Source organism: Dietzia sp. UCD-THP, from assembly GCF_000349585.1.
Taxonomy (GTDB): domain Bacteria; phylum Actinomycetota; class Actinomycetes; order Mycobacteriales; family Mycobacteriaceae; genus Dietzia; species Dietzia natronolimnaea_A.
In genome coordinates, this window is sequence record NZ_AOSR01000053.1 from 1 (window position 1) to 16,679 (window position 16,679).

General features: G+C 71.1%; 16 protein-coding genes and 1 pseudogene. 10 read left to right on the plus strand and 7 right to left on the minus strand.

Annotated features, from left to right (window positions below; translation table 11 throughout):
* The first annotated feature begins 111 nt into the window (after positions 1-111).
* The 5 genes from H483_RS25575 to H483_RS25595 all read left to right on the plus strand — a co-directional run bounded on the left by H483_RS25575 (position 112) and on the right by H483_RS25595 (position 3,900).
* On the plus strand, positions 112-1,086 hold the full coding sequence (locus H483_RS25575) for an IS481 family transposase (protein WP_031264648.1): 975 nt from the start codon (positions 112-114) through the stop codon (positions 1,084-1,086).
* A gap of 68 nt (positions 1,087-1,154) precedes the next feature.
* Positions 1,155-1,664, plus strand: a complete 510-nt coding sequence (locus H483_RS25580; RefSeq protein WP_017836131.1) for a GtrA family protein — start codon at positions 1,155-1,157, stop codon at positions 1,662-1,664.
* 10 nt (positions 1,665-1,674) lie between these two features.
* Positions 1,675-2,457 (plus strand): trimeric intracellular cation channel family protein, encoded by a 783-nt coding sequence (locus H483_RS25585; protein WP_017836132.1) that lies wholly within the window; start codon positions 1,675-1,677, stop codon positions 2,455-2,457.
* A 10-nt stretch (positions 2,458-2,467) separates the two neighbouring features.
* A complete protein-coding gene (locus H483_RS25590; RefSeq protein ID WP_017836133.1) occupies positions 2,468-3,163 on the plus strand; it encodes a hypothetical protein in 696 nt (231 codons plus the stop codon).
* Between the two features lie 59 nt (positions 3,164-3,222).
* Positions 3,223-3,900, plus strand: coding sequence for a DNA-3-methyladenine glycosylase I (locus H483_RS25595; protein WP_042329195.1), 678 nt, complete (start codon positions 3,223-3,225; stop codon positions 3,898-3,900).
* A 52-nt stretch (positions 3,901-3,952) separates the two neighbouring features.
* Here H483_RS25595 and H483_RS25600 read toward each other — a convergent pair whose 3' ends face one another.
* On the minus strand, positions 3,953-5,233 hold the full coding sequence (locus H483_RS25600; RefSeq protein ID WP_017836135.1) for a glycoside hydrolase family 3 N-terminal domain-containing protein: 1,281 nt from the start codon (positions 5,231-5,233) through the stop codon (positions 3,953-3,955).
* A 204-nt stretch (positions 5,234-5,437) separates the two neighbouring features.
* Here H483_RS25600 and H483_RS25605 point away from each other — a divergent pair, with 204 nt between their 5' ends.
* Positions 5,438-6,568 (plus strand): nitronate monooxygenase family protein, encoded by a 1,131-nt coding sequence (locus H483_RS25605; RefSeq protein ID WP_017836136.1) that lies wholly within the window; start codon positions 5,438-5,440, stop codon positions 6,566-6,568.
* A 22-nt stretch (positions 6,569-6,590) separates the two neighbouring features.
* On the opposite strand, the gene H483_RS25610 is transcribed toward H483_RS25605, so the two are convergent.
* From H483_RS25610 to H483_RS25615, 3 genes are all read right to left on the minus strand, one after another.
* Positions 6,591-7,052, minus strand: a complete 462-nt coding sequence (locus H483_RS25610) for an SRPBCC family protein (RefSeq protein WP_017836137.1) — start codon at positions 7,050-7,052, stop codon at positions 6,591-6,593.
* 142 nt (positions 7,053-7,194) lie between these two features.
* A complete protein-coding gene (locus H483_RS39535) occupies positions 7,195-7,341 on the minus strand; it encodes a hypothetical protein (protein ID WP_017836138.1) in 147 nt (48 codons plus the stop codon).
* Positions 7,342-7,696: 355 nt separating this feature from the next.
* Positions 7,697-7,876, minus strand: coding sequence for a hypothetical protein (locus H483_RS25615; protein WP_017836139.1), 180 nt, complete (start codon positions 7,874-7,876; stop codon positions 7,697-7,699).
* Positions 7,877-8,199: 323 nt separating this feature from the next.
* On the opposite strand from H483_RS25615, the gene argJ reads away from it, so the two are divergent.
* Complete coding sequence (gene argJ / locus H483_RS25620) at positions 8,200-9,411, plus strand: bifunctional glutamate N-acetyltransferase/amino-acid acetyltransferase ArgJ (RefSeq protein ID WP_017836140.1); 1,212 nt, start codon at positions 8,200-8,202, stop codon at positions 9,409-9,411.
* A complete protein-coding gene (locus tag H483_RS25625) occupies positions 9,408-9,896 on the plus strand; it encodes a nuclear transport factor 2 family protein (RefSeq protein ID WP_017836141.1) in 489 nt (162 codons plus the stop codon). The genes argJ and H483_RS25625 overlap by 4 nt, the downstream gene beginning before the upstream one ends.
* A 13-nt stretch (positions 9,897-9,909) precedes the next feature.
* Here the strand turns inward: H483_RS25625 and H483_RS25630 are convergent, their stop codons facing one another.
* The 3 genes from H483_RS25630 to H483_RS25640 are packed head-to-tail and all read right to left on the minus strand — an operon-like array spanning position 9,910 to position 13,528.
* Entirely contained in the window at positions 9,910-10,974 is a 1,065-nt protein-coding gene (locus H483_RS25630; RefSeq protein ID WP_152427890.1) for an alpha/beta hydrolase, read from the minus strand.
* 35 nt (positions 10,975-11,009) lie between these two features.
* On the minus strand, positions 11,010-12,890 hold the full coding sequence (locus tag H483_RS25635; protein WP_017836143.1) for a long-chain-acyl-CoA synthetase: 1,881 nt from the start codon (positions 12,888-12,890) through the stop codon (positions 11,010-11,012).
* Positions 12,887-13,528, minus strand: coding sequence for a TetR/AcrR family transcriptional regulator (locus tag H483_RS25640; RefSeq protein ID WP_017836144.1), 642 nt, complete (start codon positions 13,526-13,528; stop codon positions 12,887-12,889). Before H483_RS25640 ends, H483_RS25635 begins: the two co-directional genes overlap by 4 nt.
* 155 nt (positions 13,529-13,683) lie before the next feature.
* Here H483_RS25640 and H483_RS38485 point away from each other — a divergent pair, with 155 nt between their 5' ends.
* Entirely contained in the window at positions 13,684-13,872 is a 189-nt protein-coding gene (locus H483_RS38485) for a DUF2613 domain-containing protein (RefSeq protein ID WP_238556240.1), read from the plus strand.
* Positions 13,873-13,893: 21 nt separating this feature from the next.
* Positions 13,894-16,182, plus strand: a pseudogene (locus tag H483_RS40015) (DUF3367 domain-containing protein); the annotation flags it as partial.
* Positions 16,183-16,679: the final 497 nt, after the last annotated feature.

Sequence of the window (16,679 nt, forward strand, 5' to 3'; positions counted from 1 at the left end):
GTACTGACCACGGAGGTTGTGTCTCCGGTCGGCATGGCGAGATGAAATGAGGAAGACCTCCGTGTGAGGTGTGAAAGCGACCAAGCAACCACACCCACAACGGAGGTCTTCGTGTCCCACGCTAACGCGACCTTGACGCCGACCGGAAGACTGCGCCTGGCTCGGTGTGTCGTCGAGGGCGGCTGGACGCCCGCCCGAGCCGCCGAACGGTTCGGCGTTTCGGTCACCACGGCCCGCCGCTGGGCCGGTCGGTACCGCGAAAACGGCAGGGCGGGCATGATTGACCGCTCCAGCCGGCCCCACTCCTGCCCCCATCGCACGCCCCGACGCCGCGAACGGCGGGTGGTGGGCCTGCGGGTCTCACGCCGGTGGGGGCCGGCCCGGATCGCCTACCACCTGGGCATGCACCCCTCGACGGTCCACAAGATCCTGTCCCGCTACGGGTGCGTGCGCCTGGCGTTCACCGACCCGGCCACCGGAGCCCCGATCCGCGCCACAAGACGCCGCCCGACCCGGTACGAACATCCTGCTCCGGGCGACCTGGTGCACGTGGACATCAAGAAGCTCGGCCGCATCCCCGACGGCGGCGGGCACAAGGTCCTCGGCCGAGCGAAGGGTAGGCGCAACAGCAAACGCGGGACCGGCTACTGGTACGTCCACAATGCCGTCGACGACCATTCCCGCCTGGCCTACAGCGAGCTGCTCAGCGATGAGCGCAAGGAGACCGCCGCGGCGTTCTGGCGCCGGGCCTACGCCTTCTTCGCCGATGCTGGGATCACCGTGCGTCGGGTGCTGACCGACAACGGTTCCTGCTACCGCTCCCGCGCCTTCGCCGACGCCCTCGGCCCCGACATCAAGCACAAACGCACGCGGCCGTACCGGCCGCAGACCAACGGCAAAGTCGAACGCTACAACCGGATCCTGCTCGAGGAATGGGCCTACGCCCGCCCCTATACCAGCGAGCGGGAGCGCCAGGCCCTGCTACCGCAGTTCCTGCACTACTACAATCACCACCGCGGCCACACCGCACTCGAAGGTGCCTCACCCGCCGACCGCGTACCTAACCTGCGTGGACAGAACACCTAGACTGGCTCGCTGTGAACCCGGCCCCGTCCGAACTAGGTCGTTATCGACAAAGCGCCCGACAGTTCCTCATGTTCGGGATCGTGGGCGGATCCGGGATGGTCGTCAACATGATCGTCACGGTCCTGATGAACAGGGCCAACGGCGGGACCCAGAACGCACAGGACATCCTGTTCCCGTTCGCGGGGACGGACTACAATTTCCGCTTCACGACCCTGGTGTGGATCGTGGCGTTCCTCGTGGCCAACGTCTACAACTTCCTGCTCAACCGGCACTGGACGTTCGGTAAGGGGCACAAGGCCCCGGTCATGCAGGAGTTCTGGCCGTTCCTGTTGGTCGGTTCGGTCGCCGCGGCGGCGGGGATCTTCATCAAGCTGGCCTTCACCAACCCCACCTCGCCGCTCTACCTGCCGGAGCCGTGGTTCCACGAGGACGCGGGCATCCACTCCCGGGAGTACTGGGGTCAGCTGCTGACGATCCTCATCACGATGCCGATCAACTTCGTCGTCAACAAGCTCTGGACGTTCCGTTCCGTCCGGCGGCGGCACCACGCGCGCACCACCGCGGACGCGGTGGTCTAGGGGCCCGGTCGTGGAGTCCTCGACGCTGCTGCTGTGGTTCGACCTGATGGGCGTGTTCTTCTTCGCGTTGTCCGGCAACCTGTTGGCGGCGCGGAAGGACATCGACATCACCGGTGGTCTGGTGCTGGGGTTGCTCGCCGGCCTGGGCGGCGGCATCATCCGCGACGTCCTGCTGGGCGTCACGCCGCTCGCGCTGTCGCAGCCGGTCTACCTGGTCCCCCCGGTGGTCGCAGCGATCGTGGTGTACCTGCTCGGCTCGCTCATCCACCGGGTGCGGACGCTGATCGTGACGTTCGACGCCGCCGGTCTCGGGCTGTTCTGCACCTTCGGCACGGCCCGGGCGCTGGACCACGGGATGCCGATCGCGTCGGCGCTGCTGCTCGGCGTGGTCACCGCAGTGGGCGGCGGTCTCCTGCGCGACGTGGTGGCCAACGAGATCCCGGCGGTGTTCAGCGGCTCGAACCTGTACGTCATCCCGGCGGCGACGGGGGCCGCCCTGACGGCCGTCGCGGTGGGGACCGACACCTGGGGGCCGGTCGCCGCGACCGTCCTGTCGGCGCTGGTGTTCGCCTTCCGGATGGTGGCATGGCGCCGCGAGTGGCGCGTCCCGGCGCCGGTGCGAAGCTGGACCGTGCGGGACCTGGACGTGCGGCGGCGGCGGGAGCGGTCGGTGTTCGGCCGACCGGGGCGGGAGGAGGACGACGCCGAGGGCGACAACGACGACGGGCGCGACCCCGGCGACGACGGCGCTCCCCACGACAGCCGAGGTCCGCGTCCGGACAGGCGCCGGTAGGGTATCGGCGGTGCAGTACTACCTCAGCCTGCTGGGATTCGCGGCGATCGATTCGGTCAACCTTCTGGCTTTCGCTGTGATCGCGGGGCTGTGGCTGACCTCGGCCGGGCGTGGCGTGCCCTTCGCGCCCCGGGCCGCGCGGTTCACCGGCGGTGCGTTCTGCGGCATCGTGCTCCTCTCGCTGGTGTCGGTGTGGGTGATCGGAAACAACCAGGAGTTCGTCCGCAGTCTGTTCCACAACCTCTGGGCGATGGTGGCCCTGGGTCTCATCGGTCTGGTGATCACCGTCATGGGGTTGCGCAAGCCCGCGGAGGCCAAGGAGGAGAGCGTCGAGGCGCCGCTCACCCAGAACGTTCTGCAGAAGTTCGGGATCATGGTCACCGGCGTCGTGCTGGGCATCATCCAGTCGGCCACGTCGGCGCCGTTCGCGGCCGGGATGGTCCTCATCTCGTTCGCCGAGTCCCCGTGGTGGTCCAAACTGCTGCAGATCCTGTTCTTCGCGATCATCGCGATCCTGCCGAGCACGGCGTTGATCATCGCGCTGGCACGAGTTCGTTCGGGCGGGATCGGTGCGGCCACCCGCCGCATCGACCGGTTCCTGTCCTACGGCCGCGTGGCCGGGCGCGCGCTCACCCTGGTGGTGGGCCTGGCGCTGCTCATTCTGGCGGCGGTGCGGATCACCCAGCTCACCGGGGTGCTGTCGTAGCCGGATCCTATGGTGACGGTGATCACCACACGGGTGCTCGGATGAACTCGGGAGACCACATGCAGACCCAGGATTCCACCGCCGCTACGACCGGCACCGCCGCTACGACCGGCACCGCCGCAGTGACCACCGGTGCCGGGACCGTGCTGTGCGAGGACGGGCTGAGGCGCCCGCCCTGGGCTGCACGGGACCCGCTGCTGCGGGAGTACTACGACACCGAATGGGGGATGCCCGTCCGCGACGAGGCGGGGCTCTTCGAGCGGCTCGTCCTGGAGGGCTTCCAGTCCGGACTGAGCTGGGTGACGATCCTCCGCAAGCGTCCGGCGTTCCGGGAGGCGTTCGCCGGGTTCTCGCCCGATGCGGTCGCGGGCTTCGGGGACGCCGACGTCGCCCGGCTCATGGCCGACGAGCGGATCGTGCGCAATCGACGCAAGATCGACGCGGCGGTCACCAATGCCCGGGCCGTGATCGCGCTGAGGACCGAGGGCGGTCTCGGGGAACTGATCTGGTCGTACCGGCCGGAACAGACTCCGCAGCCCCGGACCATGGATGAGGTGCCCAGCCGATCCCCGGAGTCGGAGGCGCTGGCCAAGGATCTCAAGCGGCGGGGGTTCAGCTTCGTGGGGCCGGTGACGGTGTTCGCGTTGATGGAGGCCATCGGGGTGGTCGACACGCACCTGACGGACTCTCACCGGCGTGGCAGCTCCGGAGTCTGGACGCGCGAGACGGTGACCTGACCTTCCGGGCCCGGGGCGACCCCGGCGGACTGAGTGGGCCCTGCGATTCCGGCTATCCGGGCAGAACGGGTAGGCCGGGCGGAGCACCACGGTGCGGGAGGTCGGGGACGGGGGCGGCGAGCGACCCCGCCTGCGCCACCTGCCCGGTGGCCGGCCAGCTCAGGCAGCCGGGGATCCCGCGGAGGGCGGCCATCCGGGCCAGGGAGCGGTGGAGGTCGTTCCTGGTCAGTGCGCCCTCGGCGATGGCGCGTTCAACGGAGTCGAGAGCCTCGGGGATCCCGGCGGTGGTGATCCACAGCGGGGAGTCGGCCCCGGCGATGAGCGACTCGGTCACGGCTCGGGGAAGTGGGAAGTCGTTCGTGACGGCGCGCATCCCTGACAGGTCGTCCGTGAAGATCGCGCCGTCGAAGGGCGGGGCCCCGTATCCGTGGCCCTCGCGCAACAGCCGGTAGGCGGCCGGGGAGAGCGAGGCGGGCCGGTCGATCCCCGTGAGGCCGGGTACCTGCTGGTGCCCGAGCATCATCCCGGCGCCGGGGGTCCTGGCGAGTTCGGAGAACGGCCGGAGGTCGTGGGGGAGGAGCTGGTCCAGCGGTGGGACGGTCACCGATTCGTAGTGGCTGTCCCCCGACGAACGGCCGTGGCCGGGGAAGTGCTTGAACACCGGCGTCACCCCGGCATCCGCGAGGCCGGCGGCGAAGGCGCGCGCGTAGCTGACCACGCGGGCCGGGTCCGGAGAGAAGGACCGGTCGCCGATCACGGCCCCGTCCGGCTGGTCGGATACATCGACGGAGGGGGCGAAGTCGACGGTGACGCCCATCCCGCGGAGGAACTCTCCGCGGTCCCGAGCAGCCGCGCGGACCTCCTCCGGGCTCATCGTGGCGGCCATGACCCGGGCGGACGGCATCGGCCCGGCGTAGGGGGCGATGCGGGACACCCGCCCGCCCTCCTCGTCGATCGCCACCAACAGCGGGAGCTCCGTGTCCTGCTGCAGTCGGGCGAGGCCGTCGCCGGAGACCACCTCCCCGACGACGTCACCGCCGAGGAAGATTCCGCCGACGCCGTGGTGCTCCACCGCGTGGCGGGCGTCGGCCATCGAGCTCACGCCCACGGTGAACAGCTGCGCGATCCGCTGGCGTGGGGTCAGCGAGTCCAGCGGCGACTCACACCGGGGCGCGGGCGGCGGGGTCCGCTCGGCACGGGCGGGGGGTGCGGCGGAGAAGTCGGCGGCGGGGGCGGCGGCGGGTTCCGCGGACTCGTCGGCGCCGCACCCGGCCAGCATCAGCCCCACGACCGATGCGGCGACCGTCAGACGGAGCCGGCGGGAGAAGGACACGACCTCCAATGTATCCGGTACGCACCGGGCGGCAGCGCGCCGAATACCCAGGGCGGCAGCGCGCCGAATGCACAGCGCGGGCGGGCGCGAGTCCACCCGACGTCGCCCCACGTCTGCGATGGTGCTCCGGCAGTCGGTGGTCGGCGGTGTGGTCTACTCGGCCACCCGCAGCCGGGCGGTGAACCCGGGCGTAGCGTCGCAGGCATGACCGAGCACCAGACCCGGACCCCCCACCCACGGTCCCGCCGGGGCCTGCCCCGGTTGATGCCGTCCGACCTCCGTCGATCCGTGATCGGTGCGCCGATGGCCGGCGGGCCCACGACCCCCGAGCTCATCGCGGCGGTCGGTGAGGCGGGCGGACTCGGGATGATCGGCTCGGGCTATCTCGACGCCGTGGGCACCCGGGCGGCGATCGCGCGGGTGCGTGAGATCACCGACGCCCCGTTCGGGGTGAACGTCTTCCTGGTGGATCGTGCCGATTCCGATGCGGCCCTGGCCGAGGTCGGGGGGCCGGAGGCCGTCGACCGCTACGCGGCCGCGATCGGGCCGGTCGCCGACCGGCTGGGGATCACGCTGGTAGAGGGGCCGGGCTTCACCGACTTCGACCAGGCCGCCACCCTCGAGGCGCTCGTCGTCGATCCCGTCGCGGTGGTCTCGTTCACCTTCGGAATCCCCGGCCGTGACGTGGTCGAGGCGTTGCAAGAGGTGGGCACTGCGGTCGTCGTCACCGTCGCAGGGGTTCGGGACGCCCACCGCGCGGTCGAGGCGGGTGCCGACTGGCTCTCCGTGCAGTCCTCGGAGGCCGGTGGCCACCGGTCCACCACCACGATCGGCGAGGCGCCGGACGAGATCACCACCGTGGAGCTCGTGCGGGCGGTCCGTGACGCGCTGCCGGAAGCGCAGTTCGTGGCCGCCGGCGGGATCAGTACGCCGGAGGACGTCGCTGCGGCTCTCGAGGCCGGGGCGGACGGCGTCCAGCTGGGCACCGTGCTGCTCCGCACCCCGGAGGCGGGCACGGGCGCGCTGCACCGGGCGGCGCTCGCCGATCCGCGGTTCATCGAGTCGCGGCCGACCCGCTGCTACACCGGACGCTACGCTCGTGCGCTGGTCAACGGGTTCGTGGCCGGGTTCGATCAGGTCGCACCGCCGGCGTACCCGTACCTGCACGTGCTGACCGGGCCTTTGCGCAGTGCAGCGGCTGAGGCCGGGGACGACGACGTCCCACCGCTGTGGGCGGGATCACGCTGGCGGGCCGCCGATGCCTATGCCAACCGTTCGGCCGTGGAGGTGGTGGCCGAGCTGTGGGACCGGGCCGCGAAGCCGCTACCGCGCTGAAGCGTATTAGCGGCGGCCGGGATCACCCGACGCGGCGCTCGGCCTCGGCGGCGATATCGGCGAGGTCCTGTTCCATGGCTCGGCGGGTCGACCTCTCGGCGAACCGGCCCATCACCATCATCGCTACGCGGGAGGCCGCGGGGGCGTGGGCGGTGTGGGCACCGAAGCGCATGCGAAGGGTCGAACCGCCGTCGGCGTCCGGGGTGATGGTAAAGACGGTCTTGTACTCGGTGCCGCCGCTCTCGGCGACGATCGTGGTGGCGTTCGGCGGCTCGGCCGCGAGCACCATCATCTCCTCGGTGGACTTCATGCCGAACATCTTCCGCGTCTCACGCCATCGCAACCCGGGCTCGTACGGGCCGTCGGTGAGGATCTCGACCGCGAGCACCCCGCTGAGGGTGAGGTGGGCGGAGGGGATGTCGGTGAGCACGGCCCAGACGGTGGCGGGGTCGGCGGCGACGTGGCGGGACAGGTCCAGCTGCATGGGGACGAGGCTACCGGCACCGGCGGGCGACGCGGGCGCCGGAAATGCGGACACCGGCCCCCGCCGAAGCGGAAGCCGGTGTCGCGGGCGGCTCGGGTCGGCCGGAGCCGAGCCCGGGCGTCGCGCCGTCAGGCGCGCCAGCTCAGGAGCCGAGGTTGCCGAGGAGGTCGGTGAAGAAGCCGAGGACCTCGGCGAACAGGTCGGTGCCGCCGTCGACCACGTCGGAGCCAGTGTTGACAGCGGAGGAGCCGGTCGCGATGCCGTCGATGAACTCGGAAACGGAACCCATGTGATGGTCCTTTCGTCAGGGGGGCGGCGCCGGAACGCCGCTCGGTCTGTGAAGCTCTCGCGAACTCGATCGGTTCATCGAGAACTCACTTCCGGACCGTACGTAGTCCGTCGGCCGGATTCACGCGGTGGGGCGTCTTTCCGGGGCTTTACCGGACGGAGTTCTTTTACTCGTGCAGGAAGTCCGCCCGAATCGCTTTAATGTGATCTGTGTCTCAATAGCCGAATGTCGGCGAATGTGTTGAGGGGGCCGGGCGGGAAGAGGTGGGGAAATGCACGACGCCGGCATCCGTCCGAAGGCGGATGCCGGCGTCGAGGAGGTGAGGACGGGCTCGGGGCCCGACGTCAACCGTCGATCAGGAAGCGCTGTTGAAGATCCCGAACACGAAGTCCAGGAACGACTCCGGGAGGCCCAGGAACCCGTTGGCCGCGGACGAACCGGCGGCCAGGAGGCCGTTGGCGGCGGCGGAGCCGGTGCCGATGACCTCACCGGCGAGGCCGAGCGAACCGTAAGCGATGTTTTCGATGGAACCCATGAGGGACCCCTTTCGTCAGTGCGCGGCGCCGGGTGGGCCGCGCTCGTAGTGCAGTCCTTGGTTCGGACTCGCGATGTACATCCCGAATCGCCGGGGAAGCGTTACGGCCGTGACCGCAGGTCTTTCCGGGAAGGGGCCTATCGGCGGAATTGACGCGCAAGAAAGCGCTCATATTTGCTGCGTAACGATCCGTCGGCATTTCTCACGTAATTCAACTCACAATTCGGAGGTCGACCGTGGAGGGGCGCCGCGCGCGGACCCGTCGAGTGGCGGGATGGGGCGTCGCGAGGTGCCGGGCGATCCCGTGGGAGACAATGGGCGGCATGACACCGCACGCCGCTGACACGCCCGCATCGATCCCCCTGCCCGCCGGTTTCCGCGCCCACGCGGGGGCCGCGGGTCTGCGCGAGCACGGCGACGACGTCTTCGTCGTCGTCGCCGACGGTCCCGCCGTGACCTCCTCGGCGGTCTTCACCCGCTCGCTCTTCGCCGGGCCCTCCGTGGTGCTCAGCCGCGAGAACGCTGTCGGCGGCCGGGCGCGCGGCGTCGTGGTGGTGGCCAAGAACGCCAACGTCGCCACCGGCCGGCAGGGCATGGCGGACGCACGCGAGGTCCTCGAGCGGGCGGCCGGAGCCGTGGGGGTCGCGCCGGAAGAACTGCTCATCGCCTCGACCGGCGTGATCGGCCGGCGGTACCCCATGCCGATCCTGCGATCCCATCTCGACGGGTTGGCCGGTGCCGACTTCGACGCCGACGCTGTCGCCCTGGCCAGCGCGATGATGACGACGGACACCCACCCCAAGACAGCGCAGGTGGAGGTGACGACGACGACGGGCGCGACCGCCCGGGTGGTGGGCATCGCCAAGGGGGTCGGGATGATCGAACCCGACATGGCCACGATGATCGCCGTGATCTTCACCGACGCCGCCGTGGAGCCCGGTGTGCTAGACACCGTGTTCAGGGGTGCGGTGGACGACACGTTCAACTGCCTGTCCGTCGACACCGACACCTCCACCTCCGACACCGCGATCGCGCTGGCGAGCGGCGCGGCCGGGCCGGTGGACGAGGCGGAGCTGCGGCGGGCCCTCGAGGCCGTGTGTCTGGACCTGACCCGTCAGCTGGCCCGCGACGGAGAGGGCGCCACCACGTTGCTCACCGTCGAGGTCACCGGCGGCCGGGACCGCGACCAGGCCAAGCGTGTGGCCAAGGCCATCCTCAACTCGCCCTTGGTCAAGACCGCCGTCCACGGGGCGGACCCCAACTGGGGTCGGGTGGCCATGGCGATCGGCAAGTGCCACGAGGACACGGACATCGACCCGGAGCGGGTCCGCATCGTCTTCGGCGACCTCGAGACCTACCCCGCCTTCCCGGGCGAGGCCGAACTCGAGCGGCTCACCGAGATCATGCGGGCCGAGGAGGTCACGATCTCGGTCGACCTGGGTGTCGAGGGGGGCTCCGCCGACGGTGCCTGCACGGTCTACGGGTGCGACCTCTCGCGCGAGTACATCTCGATCAACGCCGATTACACTACGTGAGCGCACCAGATCCGGTCGCCGCCCCGACCGCCGCGAAGGACCTCGAGGCGATCCGCGCGGTCTTCGCCCGCCGGCTGTACGTCATGGACACCAAACAGTGGGACGCCTACGGGCCATGTCACACCGAGGACGTGGTCAGCGAGTCCTGGGCGGCCGGCGGCGGGGCGCCCGAGGTGCGCGGTCGCGAGGCCCTCACCGCCGCGATCCGCGCGACCCTCGACGGCCGCGTCACGGTGACGAGCGTGCACCACGGGCACACTCCGCTGCTGGAGCTGACGGGTCCGGACCCGGTGACCGGCGACCCCGCGGCCACCGGCATCTGGGCGATGGAGGACCGGTTGTGGTGGTCGGTCGACGGCCGCGAGCACTGGCTCCACGGTTGGGGGCACTACCACGAGCGGTACCGCAGGGTGGACGGTCGGTGGTTGATCGCCTACCGGCGGCTCGAGCGGATCCGGGTGGACACCGGCCACACCGACGCCTGACCCCACACGTGCGTCAGCCGGCGGGGCCCGGGGGCCGGCGAGCCATCGCGAGCATCGTGTCGCGGGTGTCGTGCCAGACCCGACCGGTGATGTCGCCCCACGGATCGTGCCCACCGGGGACCAGGGACACGCGGGCGGGGTCGCCCACCCGACGGGCTTCGCGCACGTAGGTCTCGGACTGCTCGGGCGACACCACCTCATCGTCGCGACCGTGGACGCACACCACCGGGACCCCGGTGGGCAGGTGGGACACAGGCGAGGCGTCCCGATAGCGCTGACGGCGGGTGTCGGAGGGCCCGCCGAGGAGTCCGGCGACGTACCTGTCCCCGGCCTGCTCCGCGCGGAGGAGATCCGCCACCCCGGCCAGGGACACGCACCCCGAGACCGGGACCACGGGACGGGATCCGGGCAGCGAGGACGGCAGGCGCGCCCGCCCGGCGACCCACAATGCGAGGTGGCCGCCGGCGGAGTGCCCGGCGACCACCACCCGGCGCAGGTCCAGCCGGCCGCCCACTTGTGCGGACACCTCCGCCAGGTGATCCACGGCCGTGCACACGTCCGCGACCGTGGTGGGCCACCCGCCGCCCGAGCCGACGCGGCGATACTCGATGTTCCACACCGCCACGTCGAAGGAGGCCAGGTCCCGAGCCTGGTTCTCCATGTACGCCAGGCCCATCGAGTCCCTCCACCCGCCGCCGTGGATCGACACCACCACCGGCAGCGCCGGATTGGCCGACTCGGGCAGGTAGAGATCACCGAAGGTCTGGCCGTCGGAATCGCCGGGTTCGCCGTAGAAGTAGCGGCGGGGTTCGGACACGCCGACCGCACCCTCGGGCGGGACGTAGGGGCGGGCGGCTACGGAGTCAACACCGGGGCCAGCCGTGGGGTCGGACGTGCGCCCGGCGTCGTCCCCGGCCCCGAGGGCCGAGGTCAGCGCCCATCCCGCCGCGCCGCCCGCCCCCACTGACAGGCCGATCAACAGGGCGCGCCGCGACAGGTCGGTCCCGCCGCGGCGCGAGCGTCGGACGACACGACCGCGGTCGGACACGCGGCGTTCAGGCATGCGGGGAGACGGCATGCGGCGGCGGGACCTCCTTCGGGGTGCCCCCGGCCTCAGGCCTTGCCGGCGACGACGTCGTTCTCCGCTCCATCGTAGAACGGGACGTACCCCTTGTCGGACGACAGCACGTAGAGCGGGTCGTCGAACCTTGAGGTGTCGAAGGCCTGCTCGCGCAGTTCGGTCTTGCGGCTCTTGTAGGTGGAGGTCACCTCGAGCTCCTTAGAGAGCCGGATGAACAGCGGGACGGCGTACGACGGCAACGAACTACGCAGGTGCTCGGCGAGCGCGGCGCCGTCGAAGTCGGACTTGTCGTGCAGGCGGACCGCGGCCATGCCCGCCTTGCCGTCCGCTCCCGGCACCGACACACCGTAGACCACGGCCTGATCGACCTCGGGCCGGGCGCTGACGGCAGCCTCCACCTCGGTGGTGGCGACGTTCTCACCCTTCCACCGGAAGGTGTCGCCCAGCCGGTCGACGAACGAGGCGTGCTTGAGTCCCTGGTCCATCATGAGGTCCCCCGAGACGAACCAGGCGTCACCGTCGCTGAAGGCGTCGCGGATGATCTTCTTCTCCGTGGCCTCCTTATCGGTGTAACCGTCGAAGGGCTGGGAGTCGGAGATGCCGCTGATCAGCAACCCGGTGCCGCCCTTGCCCACCTTGGTCAGTCGGCCGTCCGCGCCGCGGCGGGGCTCTCCGGTGTCCGGGTCGTAGTCCACGATCGCGAAGTCCATCGGGCAGTAGCCGGTGGTCTTGGCGACGTTGAAGGCGTTGACGAAGGCGATGTTGCACTCGCTGGCCGCGTAGAACTCACAGATCCGGTCCACGCCGAAGCGCTGCTGGAACTCATCCCAGATCTCGGGGCGCAATCCGTTGCCCGTCATCACCCGGATGGAGTGGTCGCGGTCGCCGGGGCCGGGATCCTGGTTGAGCAGGTAGCGGCAGATCTCACCGATATAGATGGCGGCTGTGGCCCCGGCCGCGCGGGCCTGGTCCCAGAACTTCGAGGCGGAGAAGTGCTCCTCGATGGCCAGACACGCGCCGGCGGCGAGCACGCAACCGAGGCCCACCGTGAGCGCGTTGTTGTGGTACATCGGCAGCGGGCACAGCAGGACGTCGTCCTTCTTGAGCCGGACGCCGGAGAGGCCGAAGCCGGCCAGGGCCCGGTTCCAGCGGTAGTGGGACATGGTCGAGGCCTTGGGCAGGCCCGTGGTGCCCGAGGTGAACACGTAGTACGCGGTCTCGTTGCCCAGCGTCTCGGCGGCCTCGGGCGGGTTGGTGGCGCCGGCGTCCGCGTCCAGCTTCTCCAGCTCGTCCTCGAGCCAGATCAGATCGGAGAGCTCGTCCGGGCGGTGGCCGGCGGTGAAGTCCCGGAAGGGGAGGTCGACCTCGGACCCTACGGCGATCAACTCGCCGAGCCACTTCTCCCGGGGGATGGACGCGGCGGCGTCGGCGCACTCCGCGCCCATCAGGATCACCTTCGAATCGATGATCTTCTGCGAGTGCTCCAGGACCTCACCTCGCTGGTGGTGGTTGAGCAGACCCACCGAGGCGCCCACCTTGACGGCACCGAGGATGGCGAGCATGACCTCGGGCCGGTTGACCATGCAGATCCCCACGGTGTCGCCACGCCGGACCCCACGGGCCTTGAGCACCTCGGCGACGCGGTTGGCGCGTCGGTTCGTCTCCCCGTAGGAGATCTCGGAGCCGAGGAACCGCATGAAGGGGGCGTCCGGCTGCGAGGCCGCCAGTTCCTGGAACCTGCGACCGATCGAGAGCTTGTCGGTCCCCCGGGAGGTGCGGACGATCCGGAGGCCACGCAGAACTGTCGGCAGATCCGAGATGAGAAAGGGCAGTCCACCCGCCAGGTCCAACGGGGTGAGGGTCTTGGCCCCCTGCGATGCGCTGCGGGTGGTCTCAGTGGACGTGGTGGTCACGGCTTCTCCTCTTTCGGGGTGGTGGGTGACGTGGTGGTGAGTGACCTGGCGGGATCCCCGGACAGGCCCCGCCACGCGAGCTCGACGACCACTCCTGCGGCCACCGACTTGGGTGTGGACCGGTGCGCGACGCGATCGGCGACCGCCTCGCCGGCCCCGACGAGCGCTGTGGCGACCACTTCGAGCACCTCGCGACTGCGCCCGTCCACCGAGTTCTGCGCCAGCAGGTCGGTGGTGAGATCCACCAGGACCGAACGGGTCTTCTCGACCTCCTCGCTGAACGCGGGTTCGGCGACGGCCTGGCGGTACACGACGTTCCACGAATCCGTGTGGTCATCGACGTAGTCGAGGAACGCCTCCACGACGTTCTCCAGACTGTGGCGTGCGCCGGTGCCGCTGGTCGCCGCGGAGGTGAGGTGCTCGATGAGCCGCCCGGACTCACGGGTGACGCACGCGGAGAACAGTTCCTCTTTGGAGCCGTAGTAGAGGTACAGCATCGGCTTGGAGATCTTGGCGTCCTTGGCGATGGTGTCCATCGACGCCGATCGGTAGCCGAGATCGGAGAACACGCGAATGGCCGAGTCCAGCATCTGCTGTTCGCGGATCGCGCGTGGGATCCGTTTCGTCCCCGTCGTCACGAGACTCCTTCCGGCGGGACGTGGTGTCGTGTCCCACACCAACTTACCGGCCAGTAAGTAGTTGTGGGCGACACTCCACACGATCCGTGGTGTGCCGGGTGATACCCTTTCGGCATCGGCATGCCTCGCGGCACCCGCCAGTGCACACCATTCTCGTGACCCGCAGGGAGAACTCGATGAGCTTCGGTACCGGAGCGCTCGCCAGCGCAGTCGGCGGAATCGTCCTCGGCGGCATCGTCGCCTTCGGCGCCAGCTCCGCGATGGCCGAGAACTCCATCCCGGAGGTCTCCCAGCCGCCTGCGGACCAGGCCCTGCTGGGCCAGGTCGAGTACGGCGCCCGCTAGCCCCTCCCCGCGCCGGCCGAGGTGACCCGCGGGATCCGTCTCGGTGCGGGCGCGCGCGACGCGGTCGTCGCCTTCCTCGCCTTTCTCCTCCTGGCCTGTCTGCAGGCCCCGGGTCTGGTCGTCCCCGACACCAAGTACGACCTCGTCGTCGACCCGGGTCGTTTCCTCGCGCAGGCCACCCACCTGTGGACCGGGCTGTCGTTCGGCGGCCAGGTCCAGAACCAGGCGTACGGGTACCTCTTTCCCCAGGGGCCGTTCTTCGTGCTGTTCGACCTGGTCGGGATGCCCGCCTGGCTGACCCAGCGTCTGTGGTGGGCTGTCCTGTTGACGGTCGCCTACGTCGGTGTGGTCCGGGTGGCGGCCGCACTGCGGATCGGCACGCGCCCGACCCGGGCGGTCGCGGGGATCCTCTACGCCCTCGCCCCGCGGATGCTCGGCGACCTCGGGTCGATCTCCTCCGAGATCTGGCCGGTCGCACTGGCCCCGTGGGTGCTGCTCCCGGTGGTGCGGGTACTGCAGGGACGCATGTCCCCGCGACGGGGCGGGGCCGGCGCCGCGTTGGCCCTGGCGATGATGGGGGCGGTCAACGCGGCCGCGACCGCCATCGCCTGCCTCCCGGCGATCCTCTGGTGGCTGATGTTCCGACCCGGACGGACATGGGCGCGGCTCGCGGCGTGGTGGCTGCCCCTGTCGCTCGCGGCGTGCGTGTGGTGGGCGGTCCCCCTGGTCCTCCTGGGCCGGGTCTCCCCCCCGTTCCTGGACTACATCGAGTCGGCTGAGGTCACCACGCGGTGGTCGTCGGCGGCCGAGGTGTTACGCGGGGCCGCGACATGGGTGCCGTTCGTGTCGACGGACCGGGTGGCCGGCGCAGCTCTCACCAGCGAACCGGTGTTCGTCCTGGCCACCGGGGTGATGGCGGCGGTCGGCGTGGTGGGTCTGGTCCACCGGGGGATGCCGGCCAGGGGCCGGCTCCTGACCATCGCCGCGGTCGGACTGGTGGCGATGGCGGCGCCGTGGGTCGGGCCTGCCGGCGGTGGACTCGCCGAGGCCCTCCGCGCGTTCCTCGACGGCGCCGGCGCGCCACTGCGCAACCTCCACAAGTTCGACCCCCTGCTCCGCCTGCCGTTGGTGCTGGGCATCGCCCATCTGCTGTCGGTCCTCCTCTCCGGCCTACGCGGGGAGCCCGGGCCCTCGCGGCGGGTGCAGCCGTCCGCCGGCGGCTGGGCCGCGCTGGCGCACCCCGAGCGGAACCGCCAGGTCGCCGTGGCCATGGTCGTCGTGCTCGCGGGCACTGTCACAGTGGCTCCGGCGTTGCTCGGCCGGCTTGCGCCGGTGGGCGCCCATGCCGCGGTCCCCGACCACTGGGCCGAGGCCGCCGGCTGGCTCTCGGAGAACGCGCCGGTGGCCCGGCCGGGGGCCACCGACGCCGACGATGTCGGTCACGGGTCGGACCCCGCCGCGACGACGCGGGCCCTGGTGGTCCCGGGGTCGTCCTTCGGCCGACAGGTCTGGGGCGTCACCCGGGACGAACCACTGCAACCGCTGGCCACCACGCCGTGGGCGGTCCGGGACTCGGTGCCGCTGCAGCCCGCGCCGGCGATCCGCGCTCTCGACGCCGTCCAGCGCCGCCTGGCGGACGGCAACCCCGCCCCGGGAATGGCGGCCACGCTCGCCTCCCTCGGCATCGGCTACCTGGTGGTGCGCAACGACCTCGCCGTCGACTCCGGTGCGCCCCGGCCGATCCTGGTGCACCAGGCGATCGACGGTTCCCCGGGACTGGTCAAGGTCGCGGAGTTCGGGGAACCGGTCGGGGGAGCGGACGTCGCTGACGAGGCGGGCGGGGTCGCCACGGTCGACGACGAGGCCGCGGTCGTGATGGTCGACGACGAGGTGACCGTGGTGCCCGACTCGGGCCTCCGCCCGGCCTATCCCGCGATCGAGATCTACCGGGTCGACTCCCGGCTGGGCTCGGACGCCGCGTCACCGGGGCCACCACGATCGGCCACCGCCCCGTACACCGTGGAGGTGCGCGACCTGCCCGTGGTGGCCGGCGGGCCGGAGTCCCTGTCGCGGCTCGACGACCTGCTGGCCGCGCGGGACACGGTCGGGTCCCCGGCCCGGGTGACGAGACTGCTCGAGGTCGACGCCCGGGAGGCGGGCGTGGAGCCCGCCGCCGATCCCTTCCCGAGGCCACGACCGGTCGCGGCCTCAGGCCCCGTGCTCACGGATTCACCGACGGACCGCGAGACCGACTTCGGACGCCTGGACCACCACTCGTCGGCGGTCCGGGCCGAGGGCGATCCGCGTCGCAGCCGTGGCGCGGTCCCGGACTACGCGGCCACGGTCTCCGACACCGAGCCGGCGCGGGCGCAGGCCCGCTGGTGGGACGCGCGGGTGCGGGTCTCCTCCTCGGCATCCGACTCCGCCCAGATCGGCCCGGTGCGGCCCTCCCGTTCGGTGGCGGCGGCGGTCGACGGAGACCCGGACACCGCCTGGCGTTCCGGCGGGTACGGCACGGCGTTCGGCCAGTGGATCGAGATCGCGCTGCCCGAACCCGTCGACCGGGGCCTGCTCCGGATCACCGTGCCGGTCCCCGAGGCCGGCCCCGAGGCCACCAGCCTGCAGATCCGGACGGATTCGGGAACCACCACCGCGTTCCCGGCAGGTGGCGGCGAGCTCGTCGTGGGGCTCCCTCCGGGCCCCACGGAGACCGTGAGGGTCACGGCGACGGGCTTCGCCGACGGGGGCCGGGGAACCTACTTCGAGGTCTCGGACATCGGCCTGACCTCGGCCGGCGAGGAGATCCC